Source organism: Pedobacter sp. KH_004, assembly GCF_057840755.1.
The window spans coordinates 3624770-3641609 of the sequence record NZ_CM174519.1; the positions used below are offsets into that span (position 1 = coordinate 3624770).

Consider the following 16840-nt stretch of genomic DNA (forward strand, 5'->3'; position numbering starts at 1 on the left):
ATCGCACATCCTGTATTCAGCTATCCATTTCTAATACATAATAAGAAGAAAATGAAACGAATCCTAATTGCACTATTATTTCCTTTTGCCACTTTTGCTCAACAACAAATTAAAACCAAAGCCAATTTACAAAGCGTAACGGTATACAATAACGGTGCGCAACTCACGCATTCAGGTAAAGTGCATCTTCCAGCAGGAACATCGGAAATTGTAATCAACAATATATCTGGTCGGGTGAATGAAAATTCTATTCAGGTTGGGGTAACTGCAGGCGTAATGATTTTGGCGGTGCAATTCAACAAAGATTTTTTGAATACTGATGCAGCTAACCCAGAGATTAAAAAATTGAATGATAGTGTAAAAATCGTTTCCAGAGAGTTGACTATAATTAAAAATGCAAAAACTATAGAAGAACAAACTTTAGTTTTATTGGATGAAAACCGAAAATCGGGCGGTACAAATAACGGCACGAACGTAGCAGAGCTGATTAAATTAGCCGAATATTACCGTACTAAAAGTGCTGAAGTTAGAGCTGCTATTTCGGCGTTAGCATTGACGGAAGAAAAACAAAATCAAAAACTTACTGCTTTGCAACAACAAATTGCAGAATTAAGAAACAGCCCAAATGAACAATTGGGACAACTTGTTTTACAGTTAATGTCTAAAGATAGTGCCGAAGCCGACTATAATGTATCATATGTATGCCCGGCTGCGAACTGGTTAGCCAGTTATGATATTAAGTCGACGAGTACAGCAAAACCACTTAGCATAGTCTATAAGGCTGCGATTACACAAAGTACAGGTTTGGACTGGAAGAAAGTAAAGCTTTCCTTATCAACAGGAAATCCTAATTACAATATCACTGCACCAAACTTAAGTCCGTGGTTTGTGAAAACATATAATCCTATAGGATCAGCCTTGGCTGGAAAAGCTGCAGGAATACGCATTAGAGGCATGGCATCCCCAATTATAAGAGAGGAAAAAAGTCTGGATGAAGTGGTGGTAACTGGATATTTGAATGCAAAAAAGTCAGAAGCAGCAATATCTACTATCAACAACTACACATCCGTTAATGAAACTCAACTTGGTGTTACCTTTGACATTGATATTCCATATGATGTAAACAGCGACAATAAGCCGCATACGGTTTCATTTAAAGAATATGAGGTGCCTGCTAAATATAAATATTACGCAGCACCAAAATTAAGTACCGATGCTTTTTTACTGGCTGATGTTATTGATTGGGAGAAGTTGAATCTTCAAGCGGGAAGTGCCAATATTATTTTTGAAGGCACCTACACCGGAAAATCATTTATAAACCCTGCCAATATTCTAGATACGCTAAGTTTAAGTATGGGGAAGGACAAAAAGATTATCATCATTAAAGAAAAACAAGAAGATTTTAGCAGCACTAAATTCATTGGATCGAATAGGAAACAACTTTTCACGTATTTAATCAAGATTAGAAATACTAAGAAGGAGGCGATTGATCTAACATTGAAAGACCAATATCCGTTGTCTTCTGAGAGTGATATCGAAATTGAATTATTGGAAAGCAACGGCGCCGAAGTGAATAAAGAAACAGGAATGCTTTCATGGCAATTGAAAATTGCGCCGAATGAAGCCAAAACCATTAAGCTAAGCTATTCGGTTAAGGCACCAAAAAATAGGATAATTGCAGGGTTGTAGATTTATTTTCGGTATGAAGATCCCGCATATGAGAGGATGACGGACTTACAGATGGACTTCAAACTCCCGACTCCGGACTTCCGACTAAAAACAAACCCTTTTGTATCTTTGGTGTTTTACACACATGGCAAAAAAGATTCTAATTACCGGAGCGACTGGACTTGTGGGCAAAGAGCTCAAAACCCAGCTTGTGAATAAAGGATACGAGGTAAATACGCTATCCCGAAAAGAGGTTAACGATCCGAATAATTTCGTCTGGGACGTTTACAAAGGAACAATCGATTCCAGGTGTTTAGAAGGTGTAGAGTCAATTATTCATTTAGCCGGCGAACCCGTAGCAGAAAAAAAATGGACTAGTGAGCGCAAAAAACAGATTATTGATAGCCGGGTAAAATCAACGGAACTACTTTACCAAACTATTCAAAACAATCCCGATCATCAAATAAAATCCTTTATTTCAGCATCGGCAGTGGGCTTTTATGGCGATTGTGGCGATGAAATATTAACCGAAAACAGCGCCAATGGTTATGGCTTTTTAGCTGAATGTTGCAAACTTTGGGAAGATGCTGTTAATAAGGGCAAGAAATTAAGCTTACGCATTGTTAAACTTAGAACTGGAATCGTTTTTAGCAAGGAGGGCGGTGCACTGCCACAATTGGATAAACCCATCAAGCTTTTTGTAGGTTCGGCATTGGGCACGGGAAAGCAATGGACACCCTGGTTACATATTGATGACATGGTTGCCATGTATATTTACGCCGTCGAAAATGTTAAAATGGAAGATTCATACAATGCCTGTGCCCCAGTTCCCGTAACCAACATTGGTTTAACAAAAGCCATTGCAAAACATTTGAAGCGCCCCTTTTGGCCAATAAAAGTTCCGAAAAAAGTAATAGAATTGTTGTTGGGCGAACGATCAGAAGCGGTTTTGATGAGCAATAACACATCAGCTCAAAAAATTCTGGACGCGGGCTTCAAGTTTACATTTACAGATTTAGATGAAGCACTTACTAGTCTCTATCATAAATAATCTTATTCTAAGTCCTCAAAGCATATTCTTAAATGAAGACACCCATCACCATTTTTTGGTTCCGCCGCGATTTGAGATTAGAGGATAACGCAGGTCTCTATCATGCATTAAATAATGTCACACCTGTACTTGCGCTCTTTATATTCGATAAAAACATTTTAGATAAATTATCTGAAGATGATGCCCGGGTTACTTTCATTTTTCAAACTATTGAAAGTTTAAAAAAAGAACTGCAACAATATGGATCAGACTTATTAGTAAAGTACGGAACTCCAGAAAAAATCTGGCCTCAAATTTTAAAAGATTATAAGGTTGAAGAGGTTTATACCAACCATGATTACGAACCTTATGCCCGTGAACGCGATGATAATTTGGCAGAATTTTTAACCAGTGAAGAAATCGCTTTTAGAACTTTTAAAGATCAGGTGATATTTGAGAAAGATGAAATTTTAAAAGGTGATAAAACTCCATATACCGTATTTACGCCTTATCACAAACAGTGGCAGGCAAAGCTCGATGATTTTTATTTTAAAGCTTACCCTACAAAAAAATACTTCAAAAACCTTTTTCAAACCGAACATTTAGTTTTGCCTTCACTAAAGGAAATGGGATTCAAAGCGAGTAGCCAGGAATTCCCAAAAATTAATTACAAAAATAAACTGGATGACTACGCAGAGCAACGAGATTTCCCTGCTATGGAAAGTACAACCAGAATTGGTTTGCACCTCAGATTTGGTACTGTAAGTATTCGTAAGGCCGTAAAAGATGCTGTAGAGGCAAAATCAAATGTTTGGTTATCTGAATTGGCCTGGAGAGAGTTCTACATGATGATCCTCTGGCATTTCCCTTATGCTGCCTATGATTCTTTTAAAAAGCAGTACGATAAAATAAAATGGCGCAATAACGAAACAGAATTTAAAGCCTGGTGCGAAGGAAACACGGGTTATCCGATAGTGGATGCCGGAATGCGACAGCTCAATGAAACCGGGTTTATGCACAACCGTGTGAGGATGGTTGTTGCAAGTTTTTTATCGAAACATTTACTAATCGATTGGCGCTGGGGTGAAAATTATTTCGCCGAAAAGCTTCTCGATTATGAAATGGCCAGCAATGTAGGTGGCTGGCAATGGGCTGCAGGCTCAGGAAATGATGCTGCGCCATATTTCCGCGTTTTTAATCCTGAATTGCAGACCAAAAGATTTGATCCAAAATTTGAGTACATTAAAAAATGGGTGCCAGAATATGGGACAAAAAAATATGCCCAACCAATAGTTGAGCATACATTTGCACGAGAAAGAGTGCTTAAAGTATTTAAAGAAGCGTTATCTTAATTGGTAACGCTAACGATTTCAATATCAAAATCTAAAGACATATTTGGAGAAATGGCATTATTTCCAGAACGACCGTAGCCGTAGGCAGATGGCAAAATCATTCTGAACTTGGTTCCAACTTTAAATTTTGGAATCATAACTTGCCAACCCGATACCAGACCCGACAAAGGCAGTGAAATACCATCTGCAGATGAATCAAATACAGCGCCATCTAATGTTCTTCCTGTATATTTAACGTTTACTGTACTTCCAATACCATTAACAGCCTCTCCTGTTCCTAAAGTATTTACGATGTAATAAATCCCACTAGGATCTTTCGTTGCAGTAAGCCCTTTAGAAGTTAAAAAAGTTGTAATGCGATTGTCATCTAATAATGCCTGCTTTTGGTAAGGATAGGTTGTCACTATTAAATCCACAATTTCATTTGATGGAATATTTCCGGCTCCGTTTCTTCCAAAAGCCAAATAAGAAGGCAAAAGTATTCTTGCCACTCCACCAGGCTTTAGCGCCAATAAAGCGGTTCTTATCGCAGGAATAGAATAGAAACCCTGTGGATTTGAAGTTGTAACTAATGATGAATTATAAAACTGGTCGGTATAACCTACAAACGTGCCTAAGTTCGATGATAGTGGAGACTGCAGGTATGTGGCACCAGTAGATAAAGACTTAACCGTTAAGTTATAAAGAACTGAATCTGGATTTTTAAAATTATTGCCTGTTCCAGGTGAAGTTACCTGATAAAAGAATCCTGATTTATCCGGATCGGGCAACATTACAGCACTTAAGTTATTTTTTGATATGTATGAAGCTATTGTTGCACTCTCTGTAGCCTGAATAGTTTCATACTCTTTCTTGCATGCAGAAAGGAAAACAACAGTCAGTAAACAAGTTAAGAAACTTAATTTGGTAAATTTATTCATTTAGTTTGTAACGTCTGTAAGTGTTATATTGAAATCGAGGATAGAATTAGCTGGAACTAAAGATGATGGAGATCTTGTTCCATATGCATAATAGGATGGGATAATCAATCTGATTTTACCACCTTTTTGTATTTTCGGAATACCAAACTGCCAGCCTGTAATTACGCCACCTAACGAAAATTTTATTGGAGTACCTTTTGAACTGTCGAAAAGTGTGCCGTTGAGCAGTTTTCCTTCATAATCTGCAGTAATCTGCGTTGAAGTAGTGTAAGTAATACTGCCCGAACCAGGTGCAATAATTTGGTAAAATATACCTGAAGGATCTTTTATCCCTGATATGTTATTTGCCTTTACGAAAGCGCCAATTGCAGCAGTATCGGCTTTAAACTGAGGTAGTGGATCGTAATCCTCTACCGCCTCATCTTTTTTACATGCCGCGAAGAACCCAACAACGCAAAGCAATAATAATATATACTTGAATTTTAGCATCATCCGCAAAAATAAGCTTTTAATACGGATGCTACAATTTTTAACCAAATTTAACATTCAAGTTAAAAGCTGTAAGTTATAGGTCGAATTTATCAACAAGCAAAACTAAATCTATTACCACTCGACTTATCGACATCCAAACTTATAACTTACAACCTATAACATACCCTTTAAAAAATATACTTATTCGCCTCAATCAATTGCTGTGCAACTCTTTGGCGGGCATCTTTAACATTAAAAGGCTCAACTTTTGTGAAACGACGTAAACCAACCAGCATTATGCGTTGTTCATCGCCTTCTGCGAAAGCCCAAAGTGCTTCTTTACCCGCTTTGGCAATACCATCAACAGCTTCAACCATATATATTCTTAATAAATCTAGCTGACCATTAATCGCGGCTTCACCTTTTGTAGCAGCCAGTTTTTCGGTCCTTAATAAAGCAGACTCGAAAACATAAACATAGCTGGCCATATCTGCAATATTCATTAAAATTTCCTGCTCCTTGCTCAAAGTCATCATTAATTTTTGAACCGCAGCACCGGCAACCATCAAGGTAGCTTTTTTCAGGTTGGCAAGAACTTTTTTCTCAGCGGCAAATAATGTGGTGTCTTCTTCCCCAAAATCTGGAATGCTCATTAACTCTGCAGCAACCGCAGTGGCCGGTGTCATCAGATCAAGCTCCCCTTTCATGGCTCTTTTCAGCATCATATCAACCGTTAACAAACGGTTAATCTCGTTCGTACCTTCAAAAATTCTGTTAATGCGGGCATCACGATAGGCTCTATCCATTGGTGCATCAGCACTAAAACCCATTCCTCCATAAATTTGAACCCCTTCATCTACCGTATAATCCAATGCTTCGGAACCCCAAACTTTTAAAATGGCACACTCAACTGCAAATTGTTCTACAGATTTTAACCGGGCCTTTCCAGATTCCATTCCGCCAGCAACCAATTGCTCATAGGTGTCATCAATGTTTTGTCCGGCACGATAATTAGCAGCATCAACTGCATAAAGTTTCGAAGCAATTTCTGCAATCTTAAAGCGAATGGCACCGTATTTCGAAATTGGGCGGCCAAATTGACTACGCTCGTTTGAGTAGTTAATCGCTGTATTTAAAGTTGCTTTTGATGCACCAATTGCTGCCGCTGATAATTTTATGCGACCGATATTTAAAATGTTAACCGCGATTTTGAAACCATTCTCCCGCTCACTTAACATGTTTTCAACCGGAACATGGCAATCGTTAAAGAAAACCTGACGCGTAGAAGAACCCTTGATACCCATTTTATGCTCCTCTGGATTCATGGTGATGCCACCAAAATCTTTCTCCACAATAAAAGCAGTCAGGTTTTTATCATCATCAATTTTTGCAAAAACGATAAAGATATCTGCGAACCCCCCATTGGTAATCCACATCTTTTGACCATTGATGATATAATGTTTGCCATCATCGCTAAGCTTGGCTTTTGTTTTTCCGGAATTTGCATCCGAGCCTGAATTTGGTTCTGTTAAGCAGTAAGCCGCTTTCCATTCGCCAGAGCCTAATTTTGGAATATACTTCGCTTTCTGTTCCTGGTTTCCATAATAAAGAATAGGCAATGTACCAATTCCGGTGTGTGCTGACAGTGCTACTGCAAAAGAGTGACCAGCGCCAACCACATCAGCAACTAACATAGAAGTATTGAAGTTTTTGCCAAAACCACCATATTCTTCCGGGACAGAAACCCCAAGAATACCCAATTCGCCAGCTTTTGTTAAAAGTGTTGGCATTAATCCAGGGTCTTCCTGTTTATCTATTTTATCTAAGTTTGGATAAACCTCAGCGTCCAAAAAATCGCGACAAGTTTGCGCAATCATTTGTTGCTCTTCATCAAATTCTTCAGGAATAAATACATCCTGGTAAGCCGTTTCTTTAATTAAGAATTCGCCGCCTTTAATTGTTTTCTTTTCAGTTGTTTCCATCTTTGTAGTATCTAGTAGCGACACATTGAAAATCGCTTAATTTTTATTTTTTTATTTTGCCTAAGTCAATCTCTTACAACATCTCAAAAATTCCTGCTGCTCCTTGTCCTGTACCTACGCACATGGTAACCATACCATATTTCTTGTCTTGTCTTTTCAGCTCATTCATCATTTGCACCGAAAGTTTTGCACCTGTACAACCCAGAGGGTGACCCAATGCAATGGCTCCACCGTTTACGTTGATGATATCCGGATTTAAATCGAGCGTTCTGATGATGGCTAGAGATTGCGACGCGAAAGCTTCGTTCAGTTCGATTAAATCGATATCATCTTGTTTTAAACCTGCTTGTTTTAATGCTTTTGGGATTGCCTCAATTGGACCGATTCCCATAATTCTTGGTGGAACTCCAGCGATGCCATAACTTACTAATCTTGCGATTGGTTCAACATTAAGTTCCTTCATTTTCTTTTCAGAAACTACTAAAACAAAAGCTGCGCCATCAGATGTTTGCGAGGAGTTACCAGCGGTTACACTTCCTATAGTATCAAAAACAGGCTTTAATTTTGCCAGTTTCTCTAACGTGGTATCCGCTCGAGGACCTTCATCAGTATCCACTACATAAGAACGCGTTTTCTTTTTCAGGTTTTCATCCAAATAATTTTCGTTAACCGTAATTGGCAAAACGCCATCTTTTAAATGACCGTTTTTTATAGCATGAATAGCTTTCTCATGAGATTTTAACGAAAATGCATCCTGGTCTTCGCGACTCACATTGTATTCTTTCGCAACGGCTTCGGCTGTTAGTCCCATCCCCCAATACCAATCGGGATTGTTTTTTGCAACCTCTGGATTTGGAACGAGTTTCCAACCTCCAAACGGCATTCCACTCATTACTTCTACCCCACCAGCGATAATACAATCGGCCATTCCAGCTTTGATTTTCGCTACAGCAGTAGCAATTGTTTCCAAGCCAGATGCGCAATATCGGTTTACAGTAACACCCGGAACTTTATCCGTATTCAAACCCATTAGTGAGATCATCCGGCCAATATTTAAGCCCTGTTCCGCTTCGGGCGTGGCGTTACCCACAATTACATCGTCAATTTGTTCTTTATCTAAATTTGAAACCGATGCCACTAAAGCGCTTATCACTTCAGCAGCTAAATCATCAGCTCTGGTAAAACGGAATACGCCTCGGGGTGCTTTACCCACTGCTGTGCGATATCCGGCTATAATATATGCTTCCATTTTATTTAGTATTTTGATGGCTATCAGCCAATATTATCTTTTTATTATACGCACTTCCCTTACTATTGCCGTCATTGCGAGGCACAAAGCAATCTTAATGCAATAGAAAACCCTCAGTTGTAAGATTGCTTCGTACCTCGCAATGACGAAGTGGATAAGCAAATCTCATCACTACTTTCTAATTCCTCAACGGTTTCCCTTTTGTTATAATCGACTGAATTCTTTCCAATGATTTTCTTTCTCCTGCAAGAGATAAAAATGCTTCTCTTTCCAAATCCAACAAATATTGTTCGCTTACTTCTGTTGGGGAGGATAAATCGCCACCGCACATGACGTAACCTAATTTTTCGGAGATTTTTTTATCATGTTCGGAGATAAAATGACCGGCGTACATGCTATTTGCTCCGGCATAAACTATTCCTAAACCTTGTTTCCCTAAAACTTTAATATCTGTCCGCTGAACGGGTTTGGTATAACCCGCATCAGCAAGCTCAATCGCTTGAGCTTTAGCATCGGCCAGTAAGCGATTACGGTTCATCGATATAGAAAATTTATCCTTTTGCAAATAGCCCAACTGGTAGGCTTCGTAACCAGAAGTAGAAACTTTCGCCATTCCGATGGTTAAAAAGCGATCTTTCAATGCATTTTGAACAATCTGGTCGTCTTTATATTCATCCGATGCCCGCAGCGCAAACTCTTTTGTTCCGCCACCACCTGGGATAACGCCAACACCAAATTCTACCAAACCCATGTACGTTTCTGCTGACAGTTGAACATGGTCGGCATGTAAGCTAAACTCGCAGCCGCCACCTAATGTTAGATTGTGTGGTGCAACCACAACCGGGATGGAAGAGTAACGAATACGCATCGACGTATTCTGGAACATTCGGATAGCCATATTTAATTCGTCCCACTCCTGCTCTACCGCCATCATGAAAATCATACCCACATTTGCACCAGCAGAGAAATTTGCACCATCATTACCGATTACTAAACCACGGTAATCTTTCTCTGCCATATCAATGGCTTTGTTAATGCCCGAAATTACATCACCACCGATGGTATTCATTTTGGTATGGAATTCTACATTTAAGATGCCATCGCCTAAATCAATGATAGAAACGCCAGAATTTTTCCAAAGTGTTTTATTCTCGCGGATGTTATCTAAAATGATAAACTCATTCGTTCCTGGTAAGGCTTTGTAAGATTTTGTTGGAAGATCATAGTACTTTTTAACGCTACCTTCCACTTTGTAAAATGAATCATTTCCTGCATCAAGCATTTCATGAACCCAAGCCGCAACCTTATTTCCATATTGCTCCATTCCCTCAATCCCTTCTTTTACACCTACCGCATCCCAAAGCTCAAAAGGACCAAGCTCCCAACCAAAACCTGCACGCATCGCATCATCAATGCGGTACACTTCATCAGAAATTTCCGGAATCCTATCGGATACATACTCAAATAATCCAAATGAAGAATGGCGGAATAACTCTCCTGCCTTATCCTTTCCTTTGGCAAAAATCTTCATGCGTTCGCGAAGATTTTCAACTGGCTTGGTCATTTCTAATGTAGCCGATTTAACTTTTTGCTGAGGTTTGTATTCTAAAGTTTTTAAATCCAATGCAAGGATTTCGGTTTTGCCGTCGGCAGCTTTAGTTTTTTTATAGAAACCCTGTTTGGTTTTATCGCCAAGCCATTTGTTCTCCTCCATCTTTTTCACATACTCAGGAAGCTTAAATAACTCATGTGCTTTATCCTCAGGACAATTATCGTAAAGTCCTTTGGCCACTTTAATCATGGTATCCAAACCAACCACATCAGAAGTACGGAAGGTAGCTGATTTTGGTCTACCCAAAGCAGGACCGGTAAATTTATCTACCTCTTCAACTGTTAAATCCAATTTTTCGACCAAATGCAATAAGGCCATAATTGAATATACACCAACTCGATTGGCAATAAAGGCTGGCGTATCTTTACACAAAACTGTGGTTTTACCCAAAAATTTATCGCCATAATGCATCAAGAAATCAACTATTTCCGGTTTAGTGTGCGGCGTAGGAATGATTTCCAATAGCTTTAAATAACGCGGCGGATTGAAAAAGTGTGTTCCGCAGAAATGTGCTTTAAAATCATCGCTTCTACCATCAGCCATTAAATGAATCGGAATACCAGAAGTGTTCGAGGTAATTAATGTACCCGGTTTACGAAATTGCTCTACCTGTTCGAAAACTTTTTTCTTGATATCAAGATTTTCAACAACTACTTCAATTACCCAGTCAAAGCCAGCAATTTTCGACATATCGTCTTCGAAATTTCCGGTTTTAATTTTATTCAATACTTTTTTGGAATAAACCGGTGATGGATTTGTTTTGACAGCAGTTTGCAAAGCCATATTGACAATCCGGTTTTTTACCACTGGTTTGTCTAACGTCAGTCCTTTTGCTTGTTCTTCTGGAGTAAGTTCTTTGGAGGCAATATCTAAGAGTAAAACCTCAACCCCAATATTGGCGAAGTGGCATGCAATACGCGAACCCATAATCCCCGAACCTAAAACAGCAACTTTATTAATGCTTCGTTTCATCAGTCTTTATTTATTTTTCTTTTATTCTGTTGGAACCTGCTTCAAAACCCGAGCCCGTTGGTAAACTCATGCAAAGCAGGCTTCATTAAAAAAATATATTTAATCAACAGTATATGCTACTGTGATATCATTAAGTTTTATTAACAGATTAATGAATGTTTCTTTCTCTTTTTTAGAAAAGTGTTCATCTAAATATTCATTAAATTTTCGCACAACCCCTTTTGCCAGGTGCTTCTTTTCTTTTCCAAAATCGGTTAAAAAAACTTTCACCGAACGTTTATCACCTATGGAGGTTTCGCGATAAATAAGCTTAGCTTCTTCCATATTATTCAACATTCTGGAAAGGCTGGTCGCTTTTACACCAAGCAAAGCAGCTAAATTGGAAACGGCTGTACCCTCTTCATCGTTTATGTTTATCAGCATATAACCAATAGCCTGTGTTATACCAAAAGTAGAGGCCATTTGGTTATACTTGTTAAACATGTTTTGCCATGCAAACTTCACGTGATAATCTATTGTTTGCTGTTGTTTCATTTTAATAATTTATTATGCTTGCATAACAAAGCTAATGAATGTATTTTATTATTCCAATAGAGAAATTGAAAATTTTTTGTCATAAAAAAAGCCCCCGAGTTTCATCGGAGGCTCTCAAAAATTTATTTATCTACTAGTATAAAGTAAACTCTACACGACGGTTTTGTTGACGACCAGCTGCAGTTTTATTAGTTGCAATTGGTTGACCCATTCCGTAGCCAGTAGCTTCGATACGAGATGCATTTGCACCTTGAGAAACTAAATAAGCTTTTACAGATTCTGCTCTTTCTTTAGATAAACGTAAGTTTAATTCTTTAGATCCAGTGTTATCAGTATGACCTGCTAATTTTAAGCTGAAGTTTTTCTCTACTAATAAAGCTGCTACTCTGTTTAACGAAGCATAAGATTTAGAGCGGATAGTTGCTTTACCTAAATCGAATTCTAAGTTTTTAATCGCTTCGTTAACTACTTTACGGTCTTCTTCAGTAACTATTGTTACTTGTGGTTTCGGAGCCACTAATGGACAACCAGAACCATCAACCACAGTACCAGCAGGCGTACCTGGGCATTTATCTAATTTATCAGCAACACCATCACCATCTGTATCTTTTAACAGATCATTCATTTCTGAACGTAATTTTGCGTTTTCAGCTTTTTGAGCATCTAAATCAGATTTCAAAGCATTTGCTGTATTTTTTGCAGCCAATGCCTCATCATAAGTTGCAGCTACAGGGTTGTGGAAAGCCAATTGTTTTCCAGTACCCAATGCAAATTCTAAACCAGCGTAACCATAGTTATATTTATCATTAGCCGGGCCTCTGTGTAATCCATCAAGATTATCTCCATCAACAAAGTTGATAGTCCAGCCTAAGTCGATATTAATTCCATCAGATACTTTGAATTTTGCACCAACACCTACAGGGATAATTAGTTCTTTGATTGTTTTACCACCAGCAAATTCAGTTGTTCCTGCTGTAGTGGTAATAGTTGGTTTGTAACCTGCTAAACCAGCACCAACCGAAGTATATAATTGCAATGCGTTTTCTTTTTTGAACATATCAATATTGAACATATTCACAACCGCATTTAAACTTCCTGAATACTCTAATTGAGTTTCAAAGGCTGTTATTGGGGAGCTATTCACCAATCCACCTTCAAAAGGCTCTGAATTATCAGCCTTTAATTTACCTCTCACTCCATCTAAACGCAATGAGAAATACGGTGTAAATTGCTTTTTGATGTAAAGACCATAACCAAAGCTGGTTTTGTTGTTACTAAAATCATTTTTTCCACCCAATGGCGACAGCGGAGTCAATGCACCAGCATTAACACCAATAGACCAGGTTCTGAACTGAGACGTGGATGTTGCTGGTTCCTGAGCCATTGCTACAGTACCTGCAAATAATCCGGCTAATATAACCGGTAGGGACTTGATTAGATTTGATTTCATATTTTCTAATATAACGTTGATATGCGTTGCCCAGCATATACAATTGCTATACCAAAAAGAGGAAATTTAAAAAATACTTATCCACCTTAACAGTTAGTAACCCAGAGCGGTATCATCTCCCCGTGGATCTGCACCTGCTTGATAAGTACCCCATTTGGTTTTCAAAATGGCATCTACCCTTCCAATCGCGCCACGGTTGATGATTTTATAACCTTTAGCTTCCAACTTTTGTGTTGATGAACTATCTATTGCATCCTTTTCTACATAAACTTCATCTGGCAGCCATTGGTGGTGAAATTTTTTAGCAGCAACAGCAGCTTGCATATTCATGTCAAAATCGACTACATTAATGATGGTTTGGAAAACAGAAGTAATAATTGTAGATCCACCTGGGGTACCCACAACCATGAAAAGTTTTCCCTCTTTTTCTACAATAGTTGGAGTCATAGAGCTTAACATCCGTTTATTTGGTGCAATAGCATTGGCTTCGCCACCAACCAAACCATACATGTTTGGCGCTCCTGGCTTTACCGAAAAATCATCCATTTCATTATTCAGTAAAAAGCCACCACCTTTAACCACAACCAAGGATCCATAAGAGCCGTTTAAGGTTGTCGTTATCGAAACTGCATTTCCTTCATGATCCACAATAGAAAAATGCGTGGTTTCTTCGCTTTCTTTACCTTTGATTACCCCGGCTAAAATTTGATCGCTAGGTGTTGCGGTAGCCCAGTTAAAGTTGGCCATTCGCTGTTTATTGTAAAAAGGATTTAATAATTCTTTTTGAGGAACACTATAAAAATCCGGATCACCAAGATGAGTGGCCCTGTCAGCATATACTCTCCTTTCTGCTTCAACAAAAACCTGTACTGTTGAATCTGAGTTATGTCCCCATTTTTTCAATGGATATGGCTCAACCGATTGTAGCAATTGAATGAGCGCTATGCCACCGCTAGAAGTTGGCGGCATGGTAATAATTTTATGGCCCCGATAACTCCCTGTTACAGGTTTGCGCCAAACCGCCTGGTAGTTTTTTAAATCTTCTTTGGTAATTAAGCCCTTTCCATGCTGCATTTCTGCCACGATAGAATCAGCCACGGCACCTTCATAAAAGCCTGCCTTACCTTTTTGTTGAATAAGCTTTAAAGTATTCGCTAATTCGGTTTGTACTAATAAACTTTTCTCTTGCCAAGTGCTTTCCAGGTTAACCAAAGCAGTTCCGTTTATATTAATATCCATCAATTTTCGGTGCAAGCCGTTCAGTTCGGCGGATTGGCGCTTGGTAATTTTAAAACCATTTTCTGCCAAATCAATTGCTGGCTGAACAACCTCTTTCCAAGAAAGTTTACCATATTTTTGATGAGCCTCAACCATACCGGCAACTGAACCCGGAACCCCTGCAGCTAAATGCCCAAATAAGCTTTTATCAACAATTGGATTCCCTGCAGAATCTAAGTACATGTCTCTGCTTGCTGATGCAGCGGCTTTCTCGCGAAAATCCAGTGCATTCACTTCGCCTTTTGCGGAGCGATAAACCATAAAGCCACCACCACCAATGTTTCCAGCATTTGGATACACTACAGCTAACGCAAATTGAACAGCAACAGCCGCATCAACAGCGTTGCCGCCTTTTTTTAAAATATCAATACCAACTTTTGATGCTTCAGGATGTGCTGTAACAACCATCCCATTTTTAAATTCCCCGCTATTGTTTTTCCCGAGCTGACCGCTTACACAGCTGGCAAAAACAATGACTAATACGATGAGCGTTGAGCTAATTTTAAGTTTAGTTAGGCGCTTTATAGTTTTCTGCATCTTTATATATTTTTTCGATGATGTCGGCATTTTTCTCGGTAATTACTTTTCGTTTCAAGCTTAGTTTTGGTGTTAACTCGCCGCCATCAATACTCCATTCTTTTGGAAGTAAAGCAAATCTTTTCACTTGTTCCCACTTCCCAAAATCTACACTGGCTGCCTCAACTACCTCATTGTATTTTGCTAAAACCTGATCATTTTTTATAATCTCTTCATTCGTAGTAAAAGTGATTCCTTTTTTGCCTGCCCAGGTTTTTAATACTTCGAAGTTAGGAACAATTAATGCAGATGGAAATTTTTTATTCTCACCCAAAACCATAATCTGCTCAATGAAAATTGACTCTTTATATTTATTTTCCAACATTTGAGGCGCAATATATTTTCCACCAGCGGTTTTAAACATTTCCTTTTTACGATCGGTAATTTTGAGAAAACGACCATCCACTAATTCACCAATGTCGCCGGTATGGAACCATCCGTCCTGATCGATGGCTTCTTCCGTTAAATCGGGGCGATTGTAATAACCTTTCATCACTTGGTGGCCACGGGTTAACACCTCTCCATCCGAAGCGATTTTCACCTCAACACCTTTAATCACTTCCCCAACAGTACCGAACATGGTACCGCCAAAATGATTTACCGTAATTACAGGCGAAGTTTCCGTTAAACCATACCCTTCGAAAACAGGCATACCTGCAGCCCAGAAGATCCGTGCCAAACGCGGATTTAAAGCGGCGCCACCAGAAACAATTACCACGATCTCTCCACCAAGCGCCTCCTGCCATTTTTTAAAAACCAATTTCCTGGCAATGCCCAATTTGAAATTATACCATGCACCGGCATTCGTGGTATATTTTTCGGCCAACGCTACCGACCAAAAGAAAATTCCCTTCTTAATACCAGTAAGCGATTTCCCTTTCTCCATTATTTTATCATAAACTTTCTCAAGCAAACGGGGTACGGTAGAGAATGCGTTTGGTTTTACATGTTGAATATCGGCAACTATGGTATCCATGCTTTCGGCATAATAAATACTTGTTCTATTATATAAGTACAGGTAAATAATCATGCGTTCGAATATGTGCGAAAGCGGCAAAAAGCTTAAACTTTTATTTACACCCTCTGGCATCACTACAGATGAATTTACGAAATTGGCCACCAGATTATGGTGCGTTAACATTACGCCCTTCGGGGTGCCCGTAGTTCCTGATGTGTAAATGAGTGTTAATATATCTTCGGGTTCTACTTTTGATCTATATTCGTCGAGGTTAATTGCCTGGCTGTTTTCCCCATCAGCGATAAGCGTTTTCCAGGATCTTACACCTTCAACATCACTAAAACTGAAAATTTTTATATCTGGATTAATCGCATCTGCACATGGCTTTATTTTTTTATATAAATCGCCATCGGATACAAAGACAATCGAAATTTCTGCATCCTTTAATATAAATTGAATATCGTGTTCTGCTAAAGTGGGATAAAGTGGTATCTGGTAGGCTCCAATTTGATTAGCTGCAAAATCGGCAATATTCCATTCTGGTCTATTATGAGACATCACTGCAACCCTTCCACCCTTTGCAATACCAAGATTAATTAATCCACGACTTAACTTGTCTACAGTTGCAGAAAAATCTGCAGTACTGTAATTAACCCATTTGCCATTAATTTTTCCATTGATAAACTCTTGCTTCGGATCTTCCAGGTTATATCGTAGGAGGTCGAATACCCTTGTAATTTCTGCAGCCATATCTTTTTATTATTATTTGGTTAAGTTAAAAAAATCAA

The 16840-nt window shown here is 38.8% G+C and carries 12 protein-coding genes; 3 read left to right on the top strand and 9 right to left on the bottom strand.

All coding sequences use genetic code 11. The features are described 5' to 3' along the window. Positions 1 to 51: 51 nt before the first annotated feature. The 3 genes from AC3ITD_RS15515 (at position 52) to AC3ITD_RS15525 (ending at position 4050) form a co-directional block, all read left to right on the top strand. A complete protein-coding gene (locus tag AC3ITD_RS15515) occupies positions 52 to 1689 on the top strand; it encodes a DUF4139 domain-containing protein (protein ID WP_489361076.1) in 1638 nt (545 codons plus the stop codon). A gap of 124 nt (positions 1690 to 1813) precedes the next feature. Continuing rightward, a complete protein-coding gene (locus AC3ITD_RS15520) occupies positions 1814 to 2719 on the top strand; it encodes a TIGR01777 family oxidoreductase (RefSeq protein ID WP_489361078.1) in 906 nt (301 codons plus the stop codon). Between the two features lie 32 nt (positions 2720 to 2751). Further along, a complete protein-coding gene (locus tag AC3ITD_RS15525; RefSeq protein WP_489361080.1) occupies positions 2752 to 4050 on the top strand; it encodes a cryptochrome/photolyase family protein in 1299 nt (432 codons plus the stop codon). Here the strand turns inward: AC3ITD_RS15525 and AC3ITD_RS15530 are convergent. The 9 genes from AC3ITD_RS15530 to AC3ITD_RS15570 form a co-directional block, all read right to left on the bottom strand. Continuing rightward, complete coding sequence (locus AC3ITD_RS15530) at positions 4047 to 4970, bottom strand: FKBP-type peptidyl-prolyl cis-trans isomerase (protein WP_265798400.1); 924 nt, start codon at positions 4968 to 4970, stop codon at positions 4047 to 4049. The two genes, AC3ITD_RS15525 and AC3ITD_RS15530, sit on opposite strands and share 4 nt — an antisense overlap. Then, the gene (locus AC3ITD_RS15535) at positions 4971 to 5462 is read right to left on the bottom strand and encodes an FKBP-type peptidyl-prolyl cis-trans isomerase (protein ID WP_265798401.1); all 492 of its coding nucleotides are present in this window, start codon (positions 5460 to 5462) and stop codon (positions 4971 to 4973) included. It abuts the gene before it with no gap. Positions 5463 to 5629: 167 nt separating this feature from the next. Next, entirely contained in the window at positions 5630 to 7423 is a 1794-nt protein-coding gene (locus tag AC3ITD_RS15540; RefSeq protein ID WP_489361083.1) for an acyl-CoA dehydrogenase FadE, read from the bottom strand. Between the two features lie 73 nt (positions 7424 to 7496). Next, positions 7497 to 8672, bottom strand: a complete 1176-nt coding sequence (locus AC3ITD_RS15545) for an acetyl-CoA C-acyltransferase (RefSeq protein ID WP_489361085.1) — start codon at positions 8670 to 8672, stop codon at positions 7497 to 7499. Between the two features lie 178 nt (positions 8673 to 8850). Next, positions 8851 to 11256 (bottom strand): 3-hydroxyacyl-CoA dehydrogenase/enoyl-CoA hydratase family protein, encoded by a 2406-nt coding sequence (locus AC3ITD_RS15550; RefSeq protein ID WP_489361087.1) that lies wholly within the window; start codon positions 11254 to 11256, stop codon positions 8851 to 8853. Positions 11257 to 11355: 99 nt separating this feature from the next. Continuing rightward, positions 11356 to 11790, bottom strand: a complete 435-nt coding sequence (locus AC3ITD_RS15555; RefSeq protein WP_056848431.1) for a MarR family winged helix-turn-helix transcriptional regulator — start codon at positions 11788 to 11790, stop codon at positions 11356 to 11358. A 133-nt stretch (positions 11791 to 11923) separates the two neighbouring features. Continuing rightward, the gene (locus tag AC3ITD_RS15560) at positions 11924 to 13240 is read right to left on the bottom strand and encodes a DUF6089 family protein (protein ID WP_489361090.1); all 1317 of its coding nucleotides are present in this window, start codon (positions 13238 to 13240) and stop codon (positions 11924 to 11926) included. Between the two features lie 93 nt (positions 13241 to 13333). Further along, positions 13334 to 15055 (bottom strand): gamma-glutamyltransferase, encoded by a 1722-nt coding sequence (gene ggt / locus AC3ITD_RS15565; RefSeq protein WP_489361092.1) that lies wholly within the window; start codon positions 15053 to 15055, stop codon positions 13334 to 13336. Then, positions 15027 to 16802, bottom strand: coding sequence for an AMP-dependent synthetase/ligase (locus AC3ITD_RS15570; RefSeq protein ID WP_265798407.1), 1776 nt, complete (start codon positions 16800 to 16802; stop codon positions 15027 to 15029). Before AC3ITD_RS15570 ends, ggt begins: the two co-directional genes overlap by 29 nt. Positions 16803 to 16840 lie beyond the last annotated feature (38 nt).